The organism is Melghiribacillus thermohalophilus (genome assembly GCF_004342905.1).
Taxonomy (GTDB): domain Bacteria; phylum Bacillota; class Bacilli; order Bacillales; family Alkalibacillaceae; genus Melghiribacillus; species Melghiribacillus thermohalophilus.
In genome coordinates this window covers 1-19,965 of the sequence record NZ_SMAN01000007.1, presented here as the reverse complement: position 1 = coordinate 19,965, position 19,965 = coordinate 1, and the positions used below count along the sequence as shown (strand labels likewise).

13 protein-coding genes, 14 tRNA genes, 2 rRNA genes and 1 other annotated feature are annotated in these 19,965 nt (G+C 44.5%); of the genes, 2 read left to right on the top strand and 27 right to left on the bottom strand.

What is annotated here, in order from left to right; translation table 11 throughout:
• Position 1: 1 nt before the first annotated feature.
• From EDD68_RS06860 to EDD68_RS06850, 3 genes are read right to left on the bottom strand one after another with little or no spacing between them, the layout of a single operon-like run.
• On the bottom strand, positions 2 to 1,504 hold the full coding sequence (locus tag EDD68_RS06860) for an aldehyde dehydrogenase family protein (RefSeq protein ID WP_132371503.1): 1,503 nt from the start codon (positions 1,502 to 1,504) through the stop codon (positions 2 to 4).
• Positions 1,505 to 1,554: 50 nt separating this feature from the next.
• Positions 1,555 to 3,192, bottom strand: a complete 1,638-nt coding sequence (locus EDD68_RS06855) for a thiamine pyrophosphate-binding protein (protein WP_132371578.1) — start codon at positions 3,190 to 3,192, stop codon at positions 1,555 to 1,557.
• Between the two features lie 38 nt (positions 3,193 to 3,230).
• On the bottom strand, positions 3,231 to 4,409 hold the full coding sequence (locus tag EDD68_RS06850) for an LL-diaminopimelate aminotransferase (protein WP_132371502.1): 1,179 nt from the start codon (positions 4,407 to 4,409) through the stop codon (positions 3,231 to 3,233).
• A 266-nt stretch (positions 4,410 to 4,675) separates the two neighbouring features.
• Positions 4,676 to 4,920, top strand: a binding site (T-box leader).
• Between the two features lie 100 nt (positions 4,921 to 5,020).
• On the opposite strand from EDD68_RS06850, the gene EDD68_RS06845 reads away from it, so the two are divergent.
• Both EDD68_RS06845 and serA read left to right on the top strand, forming a co-directional pair.
• Positions 5,021 to 6,178: a pyridoxal-phosphate-dependent aminotransferase family protein gene (locus EDD68_RS06845; RefSeq protein WP_132371501.1), complete on the top strand. Its 1,158-nt coding sequence runs from the start codon at positions 5,021 to 5,023 to the stop codon at positions 6,176 to 6,178.
• A gap of 2 nt (positions 6,179 to 6,180) precedes the next feature.
• The gene (gene serA, locus EDD68_RS06840; protein ID WP_132371500.1) at positions 6,181 to 7,767 is read left to right on the top strand and encodes a phosphoglycerate dehydrogenase; all 1,587 of its coding nucleotides are present in this window, start codon (positions 6,181 to 6,183) and stop codon (positions 7,765 to 7,767) included.
• A gap of 380 nt (positions 7,768 to 8,147) precedes the next feature.
• Here the strand turns inward: serA and EDD68_RS06835 are convergent, their stop codons facing one another.
• The 24 genes from EDD68_RS06835 to EDD68_RS06720 all read right to left on the bottom strand — a co-directional run.
• Positions 8,148 to 8,981 (bottom strand): histidinol-phosphatase HisJ family protein, encoded by an 834-nt coding sequence (locus EDD68_RS06835; protein WP_132371499.1) that lies wholly within the window; start codon positions 8,979 to 8,981, stop codon positions 8,148 to 8,150.
• 180 nt (positions 8,982 to 9,161) lie between these two features.
• The gene (gene argH, locus EDD68_RS06830) at positions 9,162 to 10,544 is read right to left on the bottom strand and encodes an argininosuccinate lyase (RefSeq protein WP_132371498.1); all 1,383 of its coding nucleotides are present in this window, start codon (positions 10,542 to 10,544) and stop codon (positions 9,162 to 9,164) included.
• A gap of 19 nt (positions 10,545 to 10,563) precedes the next feature.
• On the bottom strand, positions 10,564 to 11,778 hold the full coding sequence (locus tag EDD68_RS06825; protein WP_132371497.1) for an argininosuccinate synthase: 1,215 nt from the start codon (positions 11,776 to 11,778) through the stop codon (positions 10,564 to 10,566).
• A 79-nt stretch (positions 11,779 to 11,857) separates the two neighbouring features.
• Positions 11,858 to 12,805 carry an ornithine carbamoyltransferase gene (gene argF / locus EDD68_RS06820; protein ID WP_132371496.1) on the bottom strand — a complete coding sequence of 316 codons (948 nt, stop codon included), beginning with the start codon at positions 12,803 to 12,805 and terminating at the stop codon, positions 11,858 to 11,860.
• Positions 12,806 to 13,493: 688 nt separating this feature from the next.
• Positions 13,494 to 14,732 (bottom strand): MDR family MFS transporter, encoded by a 1,239-nt coding sequence (locus EDD68_RS06815; protein WP_165902087.1) that lies wholly within the window; start codon positions 14,730 to 14,732, stop codon positions 13,494 to 13,496.
• 134 nt (positions 14,733 to 14,866) lie between these two features.
• Entirely contained in the window at positions 14,867 to 15,550 is a 684-nt protein-coding gene (locus tag EDD68_RS06810; protein ID WP_132371494.1) for a fumarylacetoacetate hydrolase family protein, read from the bottom strand.
• Positions 15,551 to 15,734: 184 nt separating this feature from the next.
• Complete coding sequence (locus tag EDD68_RS06805) at positions 15,735 to 16,682, bottom strand: ferritin family protein (RefSeq protein ID WP_243646781.1); 948 nt, start codon at positions 16,680 to 16,682, stop codon at positions 15,735 to 15,737.
• Between the two features lie 480 nt (positions 16,683 to 17,162).
• Positions 17,163 to 17,540 carry a nuclear transport factor 2 family protein gene (locus EDD68_RS06800; RefSeq protein WP_132371492.1) on the bottom strand — a complete coding sequence of 126 codons (378 nt, stop codon included), beginning with the start codon at positions 17,538 to 17,540 and terminating at the stop codon, positions 17,163 to 17,165.
• 309 nt (positions 17,541 to 17,849) lie between these two features.
• Positions 17,850 to 17,932: transfer RNA gene (locus EDD68_RS06795), tRNA-Leu, on the bottom strand.
• Between the two features lie 10 nt (positions 17,933 to 17,942).
• Positions 17,943 to 18,013, bottom strand: a tRNA-Cys gene (locus tag EDD68_RS06790).
• A 3-nt stretch (positions 18,014 to 18,016) separates the two neighbouring features.
• Positions 18,017 to 18,091 (bottom strand) — tRNA-Gly (locus EDD68_RS06785).
• Between the two features lie 5 nt (positions 18,092 to 18,096).
• Positions 18,097 to 18,171: transfer RNA gene (locus EDD68_RS06780), tRNA-Gln, on the bottom strand.
• Positions 18,172 to 18,181: 10 nt separating this feature from the next.
• Positions 18,182 to 18,254: transfer RNA gene (locus EDD68_RS06775), tRNA-His, on the bottom strand.
• Between the two features lie 10 nt (positions 18,255 to 18,264).
• Positions 18,265 to 18,338: transfer RNA gene (locus EDD68_RS06770), tRNA-Trp, on the bottom strand.
• Positions 18,339 to 18,349: 11 nt separating this feature from the next.
• Positions 18,350 to 18,434 (bottom strand) — tRNA-Tyr (locus EDD68_RS06765).
• 24 nt (positions 18,435 to 18,458) lie between these two features.
• Positions 18,459 to 18,534 (bottom strand) — tRNA-Phe (locus EDD68_RS06760).
• Between the two features lie 176 nt (positions 18,535 to 18,710).
• Positions 18,711 to 18,787: transfer RNA gene (locus tag EDD68_RS06755), tRNA-Asp, on the bottom strand.
• A 4-nt stretch (positions 18,788 to 18,791) separates the two neighbouring features.
• Positions 18,792 to 18,868, bottom strand: a tRNA-Met gene (locus tag EDD68_RS06750).
• 222 nt (positions 18,869 to 19,090) lie between these two features.
• Positions 19,091 to 19,163 (bottom strand) — tRNA-Val (locus EDD68_RS06745).
• Positions 19,164 to 19,170: 7 nt separating this feature from the next.
• Positions 19,171 to 19,242, bottom strand: a tRNA-Glu gene (locus EDD68_RS06740).
• A 9-nt stretch (positions 19,243 to 19,251) separates the two neighbouring features.
• Positions 19,252 to 19,343: transfer RNA gene (locus EDD68_RS06735), tRNA-Ser, on the bottom strand.
• A 2-nt stretch (positions 19,344 to 19,345) separates the two neighbouring features.
• Positions 19,346 to 19,420, bottom strand: a tRNA-Asn gene (locus tag EDD68_RS06730).
• 199 nt (positions 19,421 to 19,619) lie between these two features.
• Positions 19,620 to 19,735: ribosomal RNA gene (gene rrf, locus EDD68_RS06725) — 5S ribosomal RNA — on the bottom strand.
• A 130-nt stretch (positions 19,736 to 19,865) separates the two neighbouring features.
• Positions 19,866 to 19,965: ribosomal RNA gene (locus tag EDD68_RS06720) — 23S ribosomal RNA — on the bottom strand; the annotation flags it as partial.

Sequence of the window (19,965 nt, the reverse complement as noted above, 5' to 3'; positions counted from 1 at the left end):
ATTAATCCACATCGATCTGGGCCCGCTGCAGTTTTCCGCTGAAATCCACATACACCGATTTCCATTCGGTAAACACATCGAGGGCAGCCTGACCGGAATCCCTGTGTCCATTGCCGGTTCCTTTTGTGCCGCCAAAGGGCAAATGTATCTCTGCACCAATGGTACCGGCATTTATATACACAATACCTGTATCAAGATCCCGCTGTGCCTTGAATACTCGATTGACATCACTGGTAAAAATCGAGCTTGAAAGTCCATAGGTTACACTGTTGTTTACTTCAATGGCCTCTTCAAAGCTTTTCACCGGAATCAGGGATACAACCGGACCAAAAATTTCTTCCTGGACAATGCGCATATCCGGTTTAGCATCTGTAAATAAAGTAGGGGCAAAGTAGTTCCCATTTTCAAAGTTTTCTCCTTCCAGGACATATCCCCCTGCATGCAGTTTTGCACCTTCTTCTTTGCCAATCTGGATGTACTTTTCAATTTTTCTCAGACCCGCTTCATTGATGATCGGTCCTACCTTAATACTTTCATCCAACCCATTGCCGATGGTGAGCTTTTCCATTTCAGCCAGTAAGCGTTCTTCTACTCGTTCTTTTATATTTTCATGAACGATGACCCGGCTGCAGGCCGTACAGCGCTGGCCACTTGTTCCGAACGCACTCCAGACAATGCCCTGAATAGCCAGATCGAGATCGGCATCATCCATGACGATGACGGCGTTTTTCCCACCCATTTCAAGGGATACTTTTTTCAGCTTTTCACCGCATTTGCTGGCGATGGTGCGTCCCACTTCATTCGAACCCGTAAAAGAAATTACCCGGATTCCGTCGTGCTCTACCATGGCAGTGCCCACTTCCGAACCTGAGCCAAACACAACGTTTAAAACCCCTTTCGGAAGTCCCGCTTCTTCAAAAATTTTAGCCAGTTCATAGGCCATCATCGGGGTCTCTGTGGCCGGCTTCCAGATGACCGCATTTCCGGCAACGATGGCCGGGAACGATTTCCAGGTAGCGATGGCGATGGGAAAGTTCCAGGGTGTGATGATCCCCACGACTCCAACCGGTGCACGGACACTCATGGCAAATTTATCCCGCAGTTCTGAAGGGGTGGTTTGCCCGAACAGACGTCTTCCCTCGCCGGCCATATAAAACGCCATATCTATTCCTTCCTGCACTTCTCCCCTCGCTTCTTCCAGCACCTTGCCATTTTCCATAGTCAAAATTCTGGACAGATCCTCTTTACGCTCTTTCATGATGTTTCCTACCCGGTACAGGATTTCTGCCCGCTGTGGCGCGGGAACCAGGGCCCATTCTTTCTGAGCTTCAGAAGCGGCCTGAACTGCTTTTTCTACATCTTCTTCTCCTGAAAGAGGAACATCAGCCAATGTTTCACCATTCGCCGGATTGTTCACAGGCATGTATCGGCCTCCCGATGCTTCATCCCACTGTCCATTAATATAATTGAGCAGCTTATGTTCTTTTACCAGCGTGTTTCTCATTTTTCTCCCTCCATTTCATGTTTTCATCTATTAAACTGAAAATGATCAGCTTACTCACGTATTCTGTGACGCAAATCTTCTAGCGTCGAAGTCACGGAAATTTGTTCCGGATTCGTAATGACATCCATGACCGTCGGGCGGTCGCCTTTTAGAGCCTCTCGTAAAACAGATTCAAATTCATTCTTTTCATGAATGGTATATCCATCAGCCCCTATGCTTTTGGCCAGTTCTGCAAATCTTACATTTCCTAAATCCGTTCCGATCCCTTTACCGGGGTAATGGATTTCCTGATGCATGCGAATGGTTCCATACATACGATTGTTAAATACAATGCAAATGATTGGAATGGTATAGCGAACTGCTGTTTCCAGTTCCTGAATGGTCATAAAGAAACCCCCATCGCCTGATAAGGAAACAACCGTTCGTTCAGGATTTGCCAGTTTGGCCCCCAGGGCTGCAGGCATCCCATACCCCATGGCACCTGAGGTAGGTCCTATATAAGTACGTTTATGTTTGAACTGGTAGAACGTATGAAGCCAGCCGGTAAAATTTCCAGCATCGTTTGTCAGGATTGATCCTTCTGGCAGATGTTTTTGCAGCAAATCAATCACATGACGATTAATCGGATCATTGGGATGAACATCCGGACTGGATACGTTTTCATAGGTATGTCTCCGGCTAATGGTCCAGTCTGACCAATGTGACTGAATATTCAGATCCATCATGCCTTTCAGGGCTATGCGGATATCAGCTGTGACCCCAATATCCGGTGCATAAACCCTTCCTATGACATTCGGGTCGATATCGATGTGAATCAGCTTCTGATCAGGAGAAATCAGTGTATAATCCTGGGTAGTCACTTCCGACAATCTTGTGCCGAGAGCAATCACCACATCAGCCTCAGTCGCTGTCCGGATGAGATTCGGGTTCGTTCCAAGGCCCAGATGTCCCACATATAACCGGTGATCATTCGGAAATACATCATGCCTACGAAAGGCAGCCATGACAGGAATCTCGACGTTTTCGGCAAACTGAAGAAGCTCCTGTTCTCCCTGCGCCCACTTGACACCTCCCCCTGCAATGATCAAGGGGCGCCGGGCCTGCTGCAGCAATGTTTCGATTTTCTCCAGTTCTCCTGATGAAGGACCGGGTTTTGATTTTTCCACAGCCGGCCCAAAGGTCATCATTGTTTCTTCTAACAGGACGTCCTCAGGCAGCGAAAGAACGACAGGTCCTGGCCTTCCTGACTGAGCGATTCGAAAAGCACGCTGGACAATCTCCGGAATTCGTTCGGCATCGCGGATCTCAAATGTCCATTTCGCAATGGGCTGAAAAAATTGATCGAGATCGACTTCCTGAAACCCTTCCCTCCCCCGAAATTTGCTGTGGACCTGGCCGAGAAACACCACCATTGGTGTAGAATCCTGATAGGCTGTATGTACCCCGATGGTCAAATTGGAAGCGCCTACTCCCCGGGTGGCCATCACTACGCCTGTTTTTCCTGAAGCTTTCGCATATCCCTCTGCCATAAAAGCTGCCCCGCTTTCGTGCCGGTTTGAAATCAGTTGGATGGACGGCTCACCGCGGATGGCATCCATCACGGGCAAATAGCTTTCGCCGGGAACGCAGAAAACGTTTTCGACTTTTTCTCTTTTCAAGCATTCTATAATCCCTTTTGCCCCTGTCATCGACTGGCGAGAAAAACGTTTTACTTCAGTACCCTCAGTCACTTTCTATCACCCCCTGTTTTCAGACCGTTCATCCTCTTTACTGCTTCTTCCAGACGGTCTGTCGGTACAGAAAGGGAAAGACGAAAATACCCTTCTCCAGAAGGTCCGAAGGCTGTTCCTGGTGTAACAATCACTCCTGTCTCTTCCAGTAGTCTGTCAGCAAATTCCATGGATGTATATCCCTCCGGCACCGGTGCCCAGATAAAAAAGGTCCCCCTGGGCTTTTCAATGTGGATCCCGATTTTCTGTAAAGCATCTGCCATTTTTTCCATTCGGCTTTTATAAATGGCATTATTTTGTCTGACAACAGTCAGATCCCCCGTCAGAGCCCTGGCTGCAGCCTTCTGAATGGGCAAAAACTGACCGGTATCAACATTACTTTTTACAGTTGATATAGCTCTGATTATTTCTTGATTTCCCACCACGTAACCGATTCGCCAGCCGGTCATATTGAAACTTTTAGACAGCGAACCGAATTCAACGGCGATGTTCTTTGCACCGGGAACTTGCATCAGACTCGGAGCTTCATATCCATCAAAAGTCACCAGGTTGTATGCCGAATCATGGGCGAGGGCAATGTCATATGTTGAAGCGATTGAAACCGCTTTCAAAAATGTGTCGAGTTCTGCAGTGGCAGCTGTCGGATTTCCGGGATAATTCAACAGCATCAGACGGGCATTTTTCAACGTTTCTGCTGGAATTTGTTCAAAAGCAGGTGTGTAGCCTTGTTGAGGATTCAGAGGCAAATGTGTGGGTTCAGCTCCTGCGAGATAAACAGCTGATTGATATACGGGATATCCAGGATCAGGGATCAATACGCTGTCACCGGGATTGGTTACAGCAGAAATGAGATGGGCAATTCCTTCTTTTGAGCCAATAAGGGTGAGCACTTCCGTTTCAGGATCCAGTTCTACCTGGAATCGATTCTGGTAAAAAGATGCAACAGCCTCTCTGAATTCCTTGCACCCTTTATATGGAGAATAGCGGTGATTTTCCGGCTTTTTAGCTTCTTTGTACATTTCTTCGATAATGAAGTCTGGTGTGGGCAAATCTGGTGCACCGATTCCTAAATCAATGACATCCACTCCTCTGGCTTCCAGCTCTTTTTTCTTTTGCTGAAACCTGGAGAAAATATAAGGCGGCAGTGACTTCACCCGATCTGAGGTAACATTCAACTCCTCCCCTCCCCTTTGTTTCAAATAATGAAATCGAGTTTCATATTTCACTTCAAATTATACCTTTTACAGGAAACCGTTTCAATTGAAAATAGCACAAAAATTCCGACATTTTTTCCAGATAGAAAAGAATATTTTGTCTGTAAACGGATAGTAAAGCTCTATCCCTTCATTATCTACTCCAACTTTTTATGTTTTTTTCTTAAAAATGTATTGACATTCTTTCAAATTTTGCTATGATTATAAAAAATTCAATCCTTTACCACATAAAAACGGTGAAGAAGTCAGGTCCGTTATGTTTAAAACCTCAGAGAGCTGGTGGGTGGTGGAAACCAGTGTTTTAGCATAATGGATAGCCCTTCGGAGTTGACAGGCTGAACTTATTTGAGTAGGTTTGTCCGGATGATGCCCGTTACGCATAGGCCAATGAGGCTGCCTCGGATTCATCGATGATTGGTTGAGGCAGTGAAAAAGGGTGGCACCGCGTGAGTATAAACTTTTCGCCCCTTCGATAACAGGGACGGAAAGTTTTTTTATTTATTCTTTAAGGGGCAACAACCTTTTTAACTCTCCTGTTGCATAAACCAAATCAAAGATGGAGGATGATTGAAATGTTACCTGATCAGAAACTGTTACGAATTCCTGGACCAACTCCTATTCCGCCTTCCGTCAAGCAGGCCATGAGCCGTCCCATGATCGGACACCGCAGCCAGGAGGCCAGTGAATTGATTCAGTCCATCCGTCCCGGACTGGGACCGCTATTTGGTACAAAAGAAGAGGTCATGATTGTGACCGGAAGCGGGACCTCTGGTCTGGAGACAGCTGTGGTCAACGCTGCAGCACCGGATGATGAAGTACTTGTCATCGTAACAGGAGCTTTTGGAGACAGATTCGCCAAAATTTGTGAGGCCTACGACTTAAAAACTCACCGTATGGATGTGGAATGGGGCAAGGCTGCCAGACCAGAGCAGGTGGAGCAGTATTTAAAAAGCCACCCTGACATTCGTGTCGTTTTTGCTACGTTCTGTGAAACTTCCACGGGAGTCCTGAATCCTATCGGTGAAATAGGAAAAGTCGTTCAGCATTCATCTGATGCCCTGTTTGTGGTCGATGGGGTCTCAGCCATCGGTGGTGTAGAGGCCAACATGGACGACTGGGGCGTAGATATTTTTGTAACAGGTTCTCAGAAAGCATTGATGCTGCCGGCAGGACTTGCCCTGATTGCAGTCAGTGAAAGAGCATGGAAAAAAATTGAATCCAATCCGCAACATCGTTTTTACTTGGATTTAAAAAAATATAAAGAGAAAATCGAGGGAAATTCTACGCCATTTACCCCCGCTCTTTCTCTGTTATTCGGACTCAGGCAGGTGCTTGAACTCTTTGAAGAAGAAGGATTGAAACAAGTTTTCAATAGACATAAGCTGATGATGAACATGACCCGGGAAGCTTTTCGAGCATTACAACTTCCGCTTTTCACCAGTGATCAGGATGCTTCACCAACCGTTACCGCTGTTCAACCGGATCGCTTTTCTGCTGAGGAGTTCCGACAAGTGATCCGAAAAGAATTTGGATTATCCGTTGCCGGCGGGCAGCAAGACTTGAAGGGGCAAATTTTCCGGGTGGGCCATATGGGTTACAGTTCGCCGGCAGATGTCCTGCAGACGATTAGTTTAGTCGAAATCGGACTGAAAACAATTGGCGCCAGGTTTGACTTTGGCCAGGGCGTTGCAGCTGCCCAGCAAGTATATACAAACTGGAGGGAACAATAACGATGACATTTCAGGTTTTAATCAGTGATCCGTTAAATGAAGATGGTATAAAGCCTTTAATCGATGCTGACCATATCGAGGTTCATATGCTGACCAATTTATCAAAGGCAGAACTTTTAGAGCGCATACCTGAATACGATGCCCTGATCGTCCGAAGCCAAACGAAAGTAACTGAAGATGTGATTGAAAAAGGTGAACGGCTGAAGGTCATCGGACGGGCAGGTGTTGGGGTCGATAACATCGATTTAGATGCCGCTACAGAACGGGGTATAGTTGTGGTCAATTCCCCGGACGGAAACACAAACTCAGCTGCTGAACATACAATGGCCATGTTGATGGCATTAGCCCGTAACATTCCCCAGGCCCATGCATCCATTAAAAATCATAACTGGGACCGTAAGTCATTTGTCGGTGTTGAACTGAAGGACAAAATACTCGGCATTATCGGACTGGGACGGATCGGCACCGAGGTTGCTTATCGTGCAAGGGGACAGCGTCTGAAAGTTATTGCCTATGACCCTTATCTGACCGAGGAAAAAGCCAAACAACTCGGTGTTCAGTATGGGACACTGGATGATGTGTTACGCAAGTCAGATTTTATCACCATTCATACACCCCTTTTAAAAGAAACGAGACATATCCTGAGTGCAGGTGCTTTCCGAAAAATGAAAGACGGGGTACAAATATTAAACTGTGCCCGGGGAGGATTAATTGATGAAGATGCACTGTATCGGGCCATTAAAAGCAAAAAAGTCAGAGGTGCCGCACTGGATGTTTTTGAAGAAGAGCCTGTGAAAAATTATAAGTTGCTTGATTTGCCGGAAGTCATTGCCACTCCGCATCTCGGAGCAAGTACGGTCGAAGCCCAGGAAAATGTAGCAGTGGACGTCAGTTATGATGTCATCCGTATTTTAAATGGCGGCCTCCCGCAGAACCCGGTGAACATTCCGTCTGTATCTGCCGAAGTTATGGAAAAAATCGAACCCTATTTTAACCTGTCTGAAAAATTGGGAAGATTCATTGCCAGAATGACGGAAGAGCCGATAGAGGAGGTAACCGTTCGTTTTTCTGGCAGCCTGACGGAACTGGATATTTCACCTCTTACGAGAAATGCCGTAAAGGGGATGCTAAAACCTTACCTCGGGGAGCACGTCAATGATGTCAATGCTCCTTTCCTTGCCAGCCGAAAAGGAATTACGATTAATGAAAGCAAAACGTCCCGGACAAAAGGATTTACCAATCTGATCACCATAGAAGTCCAGACTAGATCATCCGCGAAAACCGTTGCCGGAACATTACTGAACGGCCTCGGCACTCGGATTGTCAAAATTGATAACTACAGCGTGGACGTCATGCCTGAGGGCAACCTCCTATTGATTCGTCATAAAGATCAGCCCGGTGCCATTGGCCGGGTCGGAAGTCTTCTCGGGCAGTACGATGTCAATATTGCAACCATGCAGGTCGGGCGTTCCAACGTCGGCGGAGATGCCATCATGGTTTTAACCATCGATAAACCTATAGATAAAGAATGCCTGGATGATTTAAGAAATATTCCAAACATCATGCATGTGATCCCTATTGAATTGTAAAATCTGAGAAGCTTGGACAAATCTTCACAAGATCATAAAATATCCGAACTCCATCATCACATGAATGAGTTCGGATATGTTTTATTTTGTCAACATGCTCTATTTTCCGCGGGCACGGCCGAGGTTTTCTAAGACAGCTTCTCCTTCTATCTTTAGAGATGTTCGGCCTATACAGTTTCCGCGATGTACAGGTCGTACTAGTGTCACACAGGAAGTGGTCGGTTATAATCGACCTGGAGTCTACGCATGCTCACTGCGTAAATGGTTTTTGCAAAACAGCTCGTCTTTTCCGCCAATCAATCCTTATTTGTCCCCGTCTCCTTATTTGTTGAGTATTTGCCGGCACAACCTGATTTCGTTGTAAATACATCAACCACTTTTCAGGAATCCGTATTCAGATCCCCGAGTGAACAGCTTTTCTTTTTCCGTTTCGTAAAGGTTTGAATTTTATCATATCCTGCAGATCGTGCCAGATCCAGCGATTGATCATAAGCATAGCCTACATGTTTCGGAGCATGGGCATCGGAACACAGGACGATGCCTACTCCGTTGTCGTAGCATTTTTGCAGGAGCACTGGATCGGGATAGATCTCCCCTACCGGTTTTCTCAGGCCTGCAGTGCTGATTTCTATACAGGTTCCTGACTTTGCAAGAGCTTCTACTGCACGATCATATTGTTCTTCGACAAACGCCTGATCATCGGGCTTATATCCAAAAATTTTAATTAAGTCAATATGTCCGACAACGTCAAACAACTTCGATTCCGCCAGGGTTACAATCTGGTCAAAATACCGTTCATAGGCTTCATAAATATCTCGCTTCTCATATTCGTCCCGAAACATTTGCAGATCTATTCCCCAGTCGCCAATCCAGTGCACCGATCCGATGACGTAATCAAATGGGTAGGACTTGATAAACTTCTCCATTTCTTCTTCTTTCCCCGGAGTATAGTCCATTTCTATTCCCATTTTGACCTTCAAATTTTCTTTTTCCGCTTCCTCAAACAGACGCCAATAATCGTTAAAATCAAGTCCCCGGCGATTATCAATCCAGGGATTGGAGATGATATTTTTTGTCTCGTTAAAAAAATACGCATGTTCGGAAATCCCAAGCTCCTCTATCCCCTTTTCCTTTGCCTTTTCAATATACTGCCTTAAATAGTTGGTGGAAAAATATCCTGTTTCATGCATATGCACGTGATAGTCGGTGAGCACTGTAAACCCCTCCAAAAAAAATAATTTATCTCAATATATCAGGTTTATCAAAAAGGTCAAGTGTCAAATAATCGCTCAAACATTTTATGCCGGGATGCCCGTTTATCCAATTTGATTTACCCATTTAAGATCCATTTCATCCACAAACAGAGAGTGCCCATTTGCCGGGCACCCTCTAAACTATCCATCTTCATTCAATATTTGTTCCGCCATTTCCAGCTGTTTCTTCACCTGCTCCTGAGACGTTCCCCCCATGTTGTTTCGTGCAGCTACCACCTGTTCCGGTTCAATCGCTGCATAAATGTCATTATCCACCAGATTGCTAAATTGATAGTATTCTTCAAGGGACAGATCCAGCAGGCTTTTTTGTTTTTGTATGGCATAAAGCACAGCTTTCCCGGTGATTTCATGGGCTTCCCGGAAAGGGGTTCCTTTGCGCACCAGATAATCTGCAAGATCCGTAGCATTGGAATAATCATTCCGAACCGCCTGATACATATTCTCTTTCTTCACTTCCATGGTCAACAGCATCGGTGCCAGCACTTCTAAAGCCATGGTCAGCGTTTCTACGGTATCAAACATCCCCTCTTTATCTTCCTGCATGTCTTTGTTATAGGTTAAGGGCAGGCCTTTTAAGGTCGTTAAAAGGCCCATTAGATGACCGTAAACCCTGCCCGTTTTCCCCCTGAGCAATTCCGGAATATCCGGGTTCTTCTTCTGGGGCATCATGCTGGATCCCGTACAAAAGGCATCATCCAGTTCCACAAACTGAAATTCCTGGCTGGACCAGATGATAAGTTCTTCACTGAGCCGGGAGATATGCATCATTAAAATGGATGCATGGCTTAAAAATTCCACAATAAAATCCCGGTCACTTACAGCATCCATGCTGTTTGGATATATAGCATCAAATCCCAGCTCCTCTGCTACCATTTCCCGGTCAATTGGAAAGGTCGTTCCGGCAATCGCACCCGCTCCCAGCGGCAAAATATTAATTCGTTTCAAGCTATCGGCCATGCGTTCAAGATCCCGCTGGAACATCCAGAAATAAGCGAGCAAATGGTGGGCAAAGGAGACCGGCTGGGCTCGCTGAAGGTGAGTATATCCTGGCAGGATCGTATTCACATGCTCACTGGCCTGCTTCACGATGGCTTCTTGAACCGATTTCAACAGTCCCATGAGATGCTGCACCTGTTTTTTCAGATACAGATGCATATCGGTTGCCACCTGGTCATTCCGGCTTCTTGCTGTATGGAGTTTACCTGCTACTGGCCCGATCTCATCGTGTAAAAGACTTTCAATATTCATATGAATATCTTCATGAGCAATAGAATAGGATACTTCTCCATCATTCAGCTTCTGGTGAACCTTTTTCAGGCCATCCTTAATTTTTTCAGATTCTCCTTCTGTCACAATTCCGCATCTGGCAAGCATATTCACATGGGCGATGCTTCCCTGAATATCTTCATCTAATAATTTTTGGTCAAATGTAATGGAGGCATTCATCTGTTCAACTAATTCGTTTGTATTTTTCGTAAAACGGCCTCCCCAGAGCTTTGCCATCAACAGATCCCCCTTATGTTTACTTCGTCAAAACTGGCTTTTTGTTGTGAATCTGGGAGTACACTTTGGTCGGAAGTCCCCACAGCTTGATGAATCCTACTGCTGAATCGTGATCAAATGCATCTCCCTTCGTATAGGTGGCCAGATCCTCGTCATACAGGCTGTTGGAGGATTGTTTGCCCACAACCATGGCATGGCCTTTGAAACATTTCATCTTCACGACACCGGAAACCATCTGCTGAGTTTCTTCCACAAAGGATTGGAGAGCGTTCATCAGCGGTGAATACCAGAGTCCTTCATAAATCATGTTGGACATCTGCTGTTCCACAACTGGTTTGAATTTAGCCATTTCACGCGGCTGTGTTAAAAATTCCAGTTCCTGATGGGCCTGAATCAGCATTAACGCGGCCGGGTTTTCATAAACTTCCCGGGATTTGATGCCAACCAGACGGTTTTCCACATGGTCAATCCGGCCGATTCCGTGCTTCCCACCCATCACATTTAATGTTTCAATGATGTCCACGAATTTCAGGCTCTCTCCGTTTAATCCAATCGGCTTTCCTTTATCAAAAGTAATCGTAATATATTCCGGCTCATCTGGAGTGAGTTCAAGCGGTGCAGTCCACTGATAAGCTTCTTCCGGTGCTTCAAGCCATGGATTTTCTAAGACACCCGCTTCACAGGCACGTCCCCAGATATTGGCGTCAATGGAGAAAGGATTATCCAGGTTAACCGGAATATCAATGCCGTGTTTTTCTGCGTAAGCAATTTCCTCATCACGGGTCATTTTCCATTCACGTACCGGTGCAATGATTTCTAATTCAGGATTCAATGCCTGGATGGAAACTTCAAAACGAACCTGATCGTTTCCTTTTCCGGTACAGCCATGAGCCACGGCAACGGCCCCTTCTTTTTCAGCCACTTCCACTAATTTTTTAGCGATTAAAGGGCGGGAAAGGGCTGAAGATAATGGATATTTCCCTTCATATAAAGCATTGCCTTTTAGTGCCGGTAATAAGTATTCTTCCGCCAGTTCTTCTTTTGCATCCAGCATAATCGCTTTGATGGCTCCGACCTTCAAAGCCTTCTGACGGACCGATTCCATATCTTTTCCTTCCCCGATATCCAGTCCAAGGGCAATGACATCATATCCGTATTTTTCCTGAATCCACTTAATGGAGACCGATGTATCTAAACCGCCTGAATAGGCCAATACACATTTCTTTTTCATCATTTAACACTCCTGTTCTCAAACTTGAATTACGCCCCTTGACCATATGGCGTGTGGCGTTACGCCGAACGATAAAAAACAGCTAGAGAAGTCCTTTTAAAATCGCTTTATGAATATGAAGACGATTTTCCGCTTCATCAAATACAACCGAATGGGAACCATCGATAATGTCAGCTGTTACTTCTTCTCCCCGGTGAGCCGGAAGACAATGCATAAATAAATAATCCGATTTCGCATTCTTGCATAATTCCTGATTCACCTGATAAGGTTTAAAGATTTCCACTCGTTCTTCTGCTTCGTTTTCATCTCCCATGCTCGCCCAGACATCCGTTACAATAATATCTGCATCCTGAACCGCTTCTTTTGGATCAGACGTTACGAAAACATGAACCCCATTTACGTTTGCCTGGTTTTGGACCTGAGCTGTAATGTCTTCATCCGGCATGTAGCCTTCCGGGCATGCGAGGGATATATGAATTCCGACTTTCACACAGGCTTCCATTAAAGAATGGGCCATATTGTTGCCATCACCCACATAGGCCAGTTTTAATCCGGAAAATGTTTTCTTATATTCATAAATGGTCATTAAATCAGCCAGTGCCTGGGTTGGATGATGGGTATCCGTCAATCCATTGATGACCGGAATGGACGCATGGTTCGCAAACGTCTCAATCTTTTCATGCTCATGGGTTCGGATCATGACTCCATCTACATATTTTGACAGCACTTTCGCTGTGTCTTCTATACTTTCGCCCCGGCCAAGCTGCAAATCCCGGGAACTGAGAAACATCGCATGGCCGCCTAATTGAATCATAGCCGCTTCAAAGGATACCCTGGTTCGGGTGGACGACTTTTCAAAAATCATCCCCAGTGTTTTCCCTTTCAGTTCCTGACCGTATTGTTTCCGTTTCTTCATTCGGATGGCATCCTGAATGAGAAATAAAATTTCATCTCTGCTGACACCATCAATCGTCAATAAATCCTTGTTGACCAGTCCCTTGCTCTCCACTCGACTTGCAGATGGGAACATGTCATCACATCCTTTTTTTCCATCAATCTGCTTCTGTTGAATTATTATACACATTTATGCATTAATATTCAATAGTGTGTATTAAAATAAACATAAATATTTTGATACCCTGTCCCCTGCCAAAATAAAAAAGCTTAAAGCCCCTTCAGTTCCGAACACTGCTTGAGGACACCCGTTGAGACTGTGACAGCCCCAGGATGGCCGAAGTTGATCAAGAGACTGAACACTGAATCTGGACAGATACAAAGAAATCCACAGCCGCTGTTTTTATAAATTTCCTAAATAATAAAAAAGAACTGTAAAAAAACGATTCCTCTTTTTTTACAGTTCTTTTTTATCAGTTTTTTTCCTCTGATTCTATATCCGGGTTGTCAGATCTCCCTTATATCCGGAATGAAATGGACATTACAGAGAAAAATGGTCTGATGTGCTGCTTCACCTGAATTGATGCCAGAATGATATCGGACTGGAACGTTACATCCTGCAACAGTGTTCATTCAAAAAGAAGAGACACTGGTTCACCTGAATTCCTCGCAGGTCCAATCAAAATGAACCAGGCACTTTTCTATTTGGACTAATTACTGTCCTTCTTTAACCGGGCAACGATCGAAATAGGCAGTGTCCCATTCATTTTCAGCGACTTGTTCTGTGATCTGACACAAGACACAATCGATCAACTTTCCCTTTTTTATTGTATGTTGGCCTTTCGCTCCTCCAGACGGGGAATAATCCTTTTCATCATCAACAGCCCTATCAGTCCGCTTCCAAATATGATGATGCTCATCAACTCTGAACTGAATACTGCTCCGAGAGTCACAAACAGGGAGCTGATAATGCTAGCGCCATAAAACAGAAGTCCATTTACCGCAAGATATGAACTTCTTTTATGATCGGGCGGAATGCTTGCCAGATAATCCTGCTGCACAGGCACACGCATCAGTTCGCCAATCGTTGCCATAGCCATGAAGATAAACAATACCCAGATGTTATTGGCATAACTGACCACAGCATATCCCAGTGTAAAGATAAAAATGGATGCAATCATGGTACGTCCATCGTTTAATTTTGAAACCCATCTCGTTATAAAAACGGTTAATAATACAACCAGAATTGTATTTTCAGATTTTAAAAACCCGACCATCTCTACACCTGTTACCTGAAAGCCAAACAATCCCTGATCCGGCATTTCATTATGAAGTCTAACTGCGATATAATTTTCCAGATGGAGCTCAAGAGACTGGATAAAAAGTCCAGCCAGGACAAATAACATAAAAATTTTGTCACCTGCTACCTCCCGATAACTTTTGACCATTTTCCCCAGTACATGCTTTTGTTTGGTCAAATCAGGATTTTCCAGAGTTTCTTCAATAAAAAAGATGACAAGTAGATTCGATAGAAAAATGGTAATAGAAAGAGCAAGGAGCAGTATAAACAGATAGTCGGCAAACATCAGCGCTCCGATTACCCCTCCGGCCGCAAATGCAAGGTTAAAGCTCCAGTAAATGAGTGCAAAAACCCCTTTTCTTTCATCCGGTTTTGTAATATCAATCAGCATGGCCTCAGCAGCCGGTCCATCCAGCCCAAAAGAAGACCAGATAATCACCGTCATGAAAAATGTGAGCTCAGGAGATGTAAACCAGGGAGAGTTAGCTGCTGTAATCACAAAAAAGGCAAACATACGGATTAATCCCGCGATCACCATCAGCCTTTTTCTTCCAATCAGATCTGCATAGTACCCCCCATAAAGCCCCACAAACATGGCAATAACCACATTGACGATCAATAATATCCCGGTTAAAGCGGCTCCAAAGTAATCAGAAAAATAGATGGCCAAAAACGGGAAAATAGCGCCCGCTACTGTATCTGATAAGAAGATTTGTGCAATACGTATTTTTACATTTCGGTGATAATCTCTAAATTTTGTCATACTCAAGTTTTCTCCAGTTTCCATAGGATTTGTGCTTTCGTTAAACCATTTCCATTATAAATCAGTTCAAAAGAATTGGATTGATTCTAGAGATTTATTGTTTTTCAGACCCTAGATGGAGTAGAAATATCAAATTATAAAATTTTGATCGGGCCATCCTTATAGGTTAGGCCTTCAGTGGGATCAATCATCCTCATCTCGATCACATCTCTGCTGCTCACAGGTCCAACCCCTTCAGGTGTACCGGTAAAAATAATGTCGCCTTTATCCAGGCCAAAATGTCCGCCAATATACTGAATCAATTTCTCTAACGGAAAGATCATGTGAACGGGATTTCCCTGCTGCACAACTACGCCATTTTTATGGAGCTCAAATTGAAGCTGATGAAAATGGTCTAGCCCTTTAAACGGACGGAATCTTCCCAGAATGGCAGATCCTCTAAACCCTTTAGCCAGCAGCCAGGGGTGACCTTTTGCTTTTAAATCAGATTGAATGGATCTTGAGGTTAAGTCAATGCCGATTGCAACGCCATCAATTATGTTTTCCGCAGAAATTCCTTCTTCATAAGCCTGTCCAATGCGAACGACCAGCTCTACTTCATGATGCACCTCTCCAAGGTTCTGAGATAACTTTAGTTCTCCTGTCGCTGGATGCAGGGCATGGGTCGGCTTTGAAAAAATCATCGGCCTTTTCGGAACATCATTTCCCAGTTCCCTGGCATGTCTAGCATAATTTCTACCCACACAGTAAATATTGCGGATCGATTCAAACTCCTGCACGATGTTTCCTCCCTTGTATGTACATGATGGGTGTTCCATTGGCGATTCTTCCCCTTTCACTTTACCACAAATCCCCTTATTTTTCTGAACATAAAAAAGTCCAGTAGATATAAACCGAACTTTTAGCTTAACAGGCAGATAATGTGCCCATTTTAGATCTGCTGAAATCTTATTACCCCTCTTGCTTTTCCCGGCTCTTTCCTCTTAAACAGTCCACCTCTTTTTATTCATCTTTTGTGTCTTTTTCCCTGTTCTGCTGCTGCATTCTTTCTAGTACCCGCCGAAAGGCAGCCAGATGCCTTGTGGATCCATTTCGTAAATTGGTGAAAACATTTCTGACATCCTGTGGTAAATGATAAGTTAAAAACCGGTCGTACATAGAAATATTATTCACTTCGATTTCAATTCCCTGCTGAAGTGCTTCCCTGAATGTTTCCGGAACAACAACATATCGCACAGAATCATCAGGAGGAACAGGAATCTGATAGTTTTGAAATAGTCTCAATAACGCATTCGCATGTCTTATTTCAGCTTCTTGAATACGGGAAAAAGGACGGACATTCCCAAACTTTTGAATCACTGCACGATAAGTAGAATGAGCCAGATATTCATCCTGAATACCATAGATGAGCATCTGAGGCAGGGTAAGAGTTGAAGCATTCAGTGCACCAATAGCACCGTAATTAGCCGGGGGCTGACGATCTGGAGATTCAGGTTTTCCTGTTGTCATTAAATAACGCAAAAACCATACCGCATGATTCTGTTCATCTGCTGCTGCCCGTTTAAAAGTCTCTTTTATCAAAACATCATCTGCCTGGTCCGCTATATCCAGATAAACATCTACTGTTTCCTGTTCGTCTTTAAATGCAGCTTCAAGCCCTTCTACGTACGTATCCGGACATTTCTCCGTCATTTTCGGTTCAGGTTCCCTGTCTGTGATAGTCCGGTAAATATTACGGAATGCATTTAAATGATTTTGTTCATCTTGACGTATTTCTGCAATTTGATTTCTTTCATTTTCTGACGGCGCCATCATTAAAAGCTTTTCATAACATATTACCGCACTAAATTCACCATTTATAGCCTTTCTGATATTTTCAATCAAATTGTGTTTTTCCGAACGATACAAATGAAGTTGATCATTTGGGTAAGGCTGAATTAATCCATTCACATAAAATCCCTCCCCTTGTTTAAGATCAGCCGTCATTTGTATCCTATGTTAACAACCAGGAAAGGTGCCTGTATGGAATGGTGATTTTTCCCTTTGGAGTTTCCTTTTTCTCCATTCCTCTTTTTCTCAAGAGGTGATGGAGGTTCCAAGTTCTGCATTGTATATCTGCAGAACTTTTTTTATGACTGGAATGATCGATTTCAAAAACTACAAACTAGCGCTTATCCCAGATGAATATATTACTAGTGTTGAATGAATTGCATCTAGTCATTCGAAAAACTCATAATGTTCAACAAAAGATAGTGTTCCATCCATAAAACCTATTTAAAATGAAAAGAAAGGTGGTTCCTGTCCAAATCAAAAGCAGAGGATATAACTTTTGGACAAGAATACTCGACTGTCTTCGTTGGGAAAATGGGTTACACCCTTAGATTTAAAACAGAGGATTTTACCAATAAACGAACGATAAAAGCGTATATCCTACATTTTTTTTGCGATCTGATCAATTTCCAGCTCCGTAATCGTTCCTTGATGAAAATAAAGCCGCCATCTTCCGTCGATCAATTTCCAGATGGAACTTCGCAATGTATTGCGGTTTCTCGTTTTGTCTTTAATATAATAAGTAGATAATACAACATGTTCAGCTAAAGGGTGGATCTCATAATGATGTAATGTCATTTCCGTTAACACGACACCATTCTTAAGGCAGTCGTTTTTATTAATCATGTTTCCCGAACTGGTTATTTCAAAAAAATCATCAGCCAGGATTTGTCCTAATTGTTCACGATTCCTCCGAACCTCCAAATGAATATGACGCTCCTCTAATTGTTTTAGATGTTCCTTTAAATGTTGATTCATAGTTCCAGCCTCGTCCTTCCCGTTATCGATTGGTATCAATAACTATAGTGAATAATCGATCAAAATTCAACTGAAAATTTTGATCAACCGCATTTATTATTTTAAATAAAGAACCTGAATACAAGATACTCACCAGCATTGTTCAGCTTTATTAACTGGAACATTTCTAAAAAAGGTCTATCACAAAGTTCCGTTTTAAGTATGTGTCACATTTTTCTAATTCCAACAATTTTGTTTTCGAGCATTAAAATAACCTATAGACAACTATTTCAGCGTCTATAGGTTATTCATTCCACGTTATCACTTTAATACCGGTGGTGGGAGTCGAACCCACACTCCACAAGGGAACACGATTTTGAGTCGTGCGCGTCTGCCAATTCCGCCACACCGGCAAAAAATTAAAGGCGGCACCCGGATTCGAACCGGGGATAAAGGTTTTGCAGACCTCTGCCTTACCACTTGGCTATGCCGCCATCTGGAGCGGAAGACGGGATTCGAACCCGCGACCCCCACCTTGGCAAGGTGGTGTTCTACCACTGAACTACTTCCGCATCAATGGCTGGGGTAGTAGGATTCGAACCTACGCATCACGGGACCAAAACCCGTTGCCTTACCGCTTGGCTATACCCCAACGAATGAAGGGCGATTGGTGGGAATCGAACCCACGAATGCCGGAGCCACAATCCGGTGCGTTAACCACTTCGCCACAACCGCCATATAAAAATGGCAGGGGCAGTAGGAATCGAACCCACATTTGCGGTTTTGGAGACCGCTGTTCTACCATTGAACTATGCCCCTACTTTATAAAATGGTGGAGGGGGCAGGATTCGAACCTGCGAACCCAGAGGGAGCGGATTTACAGTCCGCCGCGTTTAGCCACTTCGCTACCCCTCCATATAATTTAAAATTACTGAAAGATGGTGGCTCGGGACGGAATCGAACCGCCGACACAAGGATTTTCAGTCCTTTGCTCTACCGACTGAGCTACCGAGCCATATGTAAATGAATTGACTTACTAATAAAATTTGCCGGTTATTTTCAGTCTTTCACCCCACGCTCAGAAAGCTAATTCAAGATGTCTCTCGCGTGGTGCGCTGATGCCATTTCTATGATGTTTACTCGTACGTGCTCTACTGACTGAGCTACCGATCCTTATCTAAAGTTTGAAAGTGGCGGTCCGGACGGGACTCGAACCCGCGACCTCCTGCGTGACAGGCAGGCATTCTAACCAACTGAACTACCGGACCTATTTGGTTGCGGGGGCAGGATTTGAACCTGCGACCTTCGGGTTATGAGCCCGACGAGCTACCAGACTGCTCCACCCCGCGGTATTGCATAACCATTAAACCGTGGTTTATGCGATATAAGAAAATGAATTTTTAACTTTGACTGCTCACAACGATTTAGTCTATCCAATGATGCGTTCTAGTTGCTCGCAAACCTTCAAGAAGTAATTCGTTGCAGCGGGTTTGCTCCACCCCGCGATGGTGCATAACCTTTAAATAATGGTTCATGCCATATTAAATAATGATTGATAATTGTCAGGATGATGGAGGATGGCGGGCTCGAACCACCGACCCCTTGCTTGTAAGGCAAGTGCTCTCCCAGCTGAGCTAATCCTCCACAGAGATGACCCGTACGGGATTCGAACCCGTGTTACCGCCGTGAAAGGGCGGTGTCTTAACCACTTGACCAACGGGCCATGATTTTATGGCGGAGAGCGAGGGATTCGAACCCTCGAGACCGCTTTGGCGGCCTACACGATTTCCAATCGTGCTCCTTCGACCACTCGGACAGCTCTCCAATGGCTCCACCGGCAGGATTCGAACCTGCGACCAATCGGTTAACAGCCGATTGCTCTACCACTGAGCTACGGTGGAATAATCATAAACCAGCACCAGCAGAAAACAGTGCATTTAACAGCCGATCACCCCACGCTCAGAATGCTCATTCAAGATGCCTCTCGCGTGGTGCGCTGTGGCTACTTTCGAAGAAGCTTATTCGATCGTGCTCTACCACTGAGCTACGGTGGAATAATTCACAATAACTTCATCCAAAGTGGCAGATCATTCAGTTGATGCCCGGCAGCGTCCTACTCTCGCAGGGGAACAACCCCAACTACCATCGGCGCTGGAGAGCTTAACTGCTGTGTTCGGAATGGGAACAGGTGTGGCCTCTCCGCGATCGCCACCAGACATCCTATCAAATTTGTGACATGAAATATTATAATTGTTTTTTGGGAAATTTCAAGGGGTTTTTCATTATTTTTTATACCTCGAAAACCAGATAAGAAGTTTGAATCCGCATCATGCGCTTTTTTTCCGCTAAGGTAAGTCCTCGATCGATTAGTACCCGTCAGCTCCACGTGTCACCACGCTTCCACCTCGGGCCTATCCACCTCATCGTCTCTGAGGGATCTTACTCA

What these genes read in the sequence shown, in the direction of transcription:
- EDD68_RS06815 (WP_165902087.1), bottom strand. Translation starts at nt 14,732, where the DNA reads ATGACAAAATTTAGAGATTATCACCGAAATGTAAAAATACGTATTGCA.
- serA (WP_132371500.1), top strand. Translation starts at nt 6,181, where the DNA reads ATGACATTTCAGGTTTTAATCAGTGATCCGTTAAATGAAGATGGTATA.
- EDD68_RS06810 (WP_132371494.1), bottom strand. Translation starts at nt 15,550, where the DNA reads ATGGAACACCCATCATGTACATACAAGGGAGGAAACATCGTGCAGGAG.
- argH (WP_132371498.1), bottom strand. Translation starts at nt 10,544, where the DNA reads ATGGCAAAGCTCTGGGGAGGCCGTTTTACGAAAAATACAAACGAATTA.
- EDD68_RS06845 (WP_132371501.1), top strand. Translation starts at nt 5,021, where the DNA reads ATGTTACCTGATCAGAAACTGTTACGAATTCCTGGACCAACTCCTATT.
- argF (WP_132371496.1), bottom strand. Translation starts at nt 12,805, where the DNA reads ATGTTCCCATCTGCAAGTCGAGTGGAGAGCAAGGGACTGGTCAACAAG.
- EDD68_RS06800 (WP_132371492.1), bottom strand. Translation starts at nt 17,540, where the DNA reads ATGAATCAACATTTAAAGGAACATCTAAAACAATTAGAGGAGCGTCAT.
- EDD68_RS06825 (WP_132371497.1), bottom strand. Translation starts at nt 11,778, where the DNA reads ATGATGAAAAAGAAATGTGTATTGGCCTATTCAGGCGGTTTAGATACA.
- EDD68_RS06855 (WP_132371578.1), bottom strand. Translation starts at nt 3,192, where the DNA reads ATGACAGGGGCAAAAGGGATTATAGAATGCTTGAAAAGAGAAAAAGTC.
- EDD68_RS06860 (WP_132371503.1), bottom strand. Translation starts at nt 1,504, where the DNA reads ATGAGAAACACGCTGGTAAAAGAACATAAGCTGCTCAATTATATTAAT.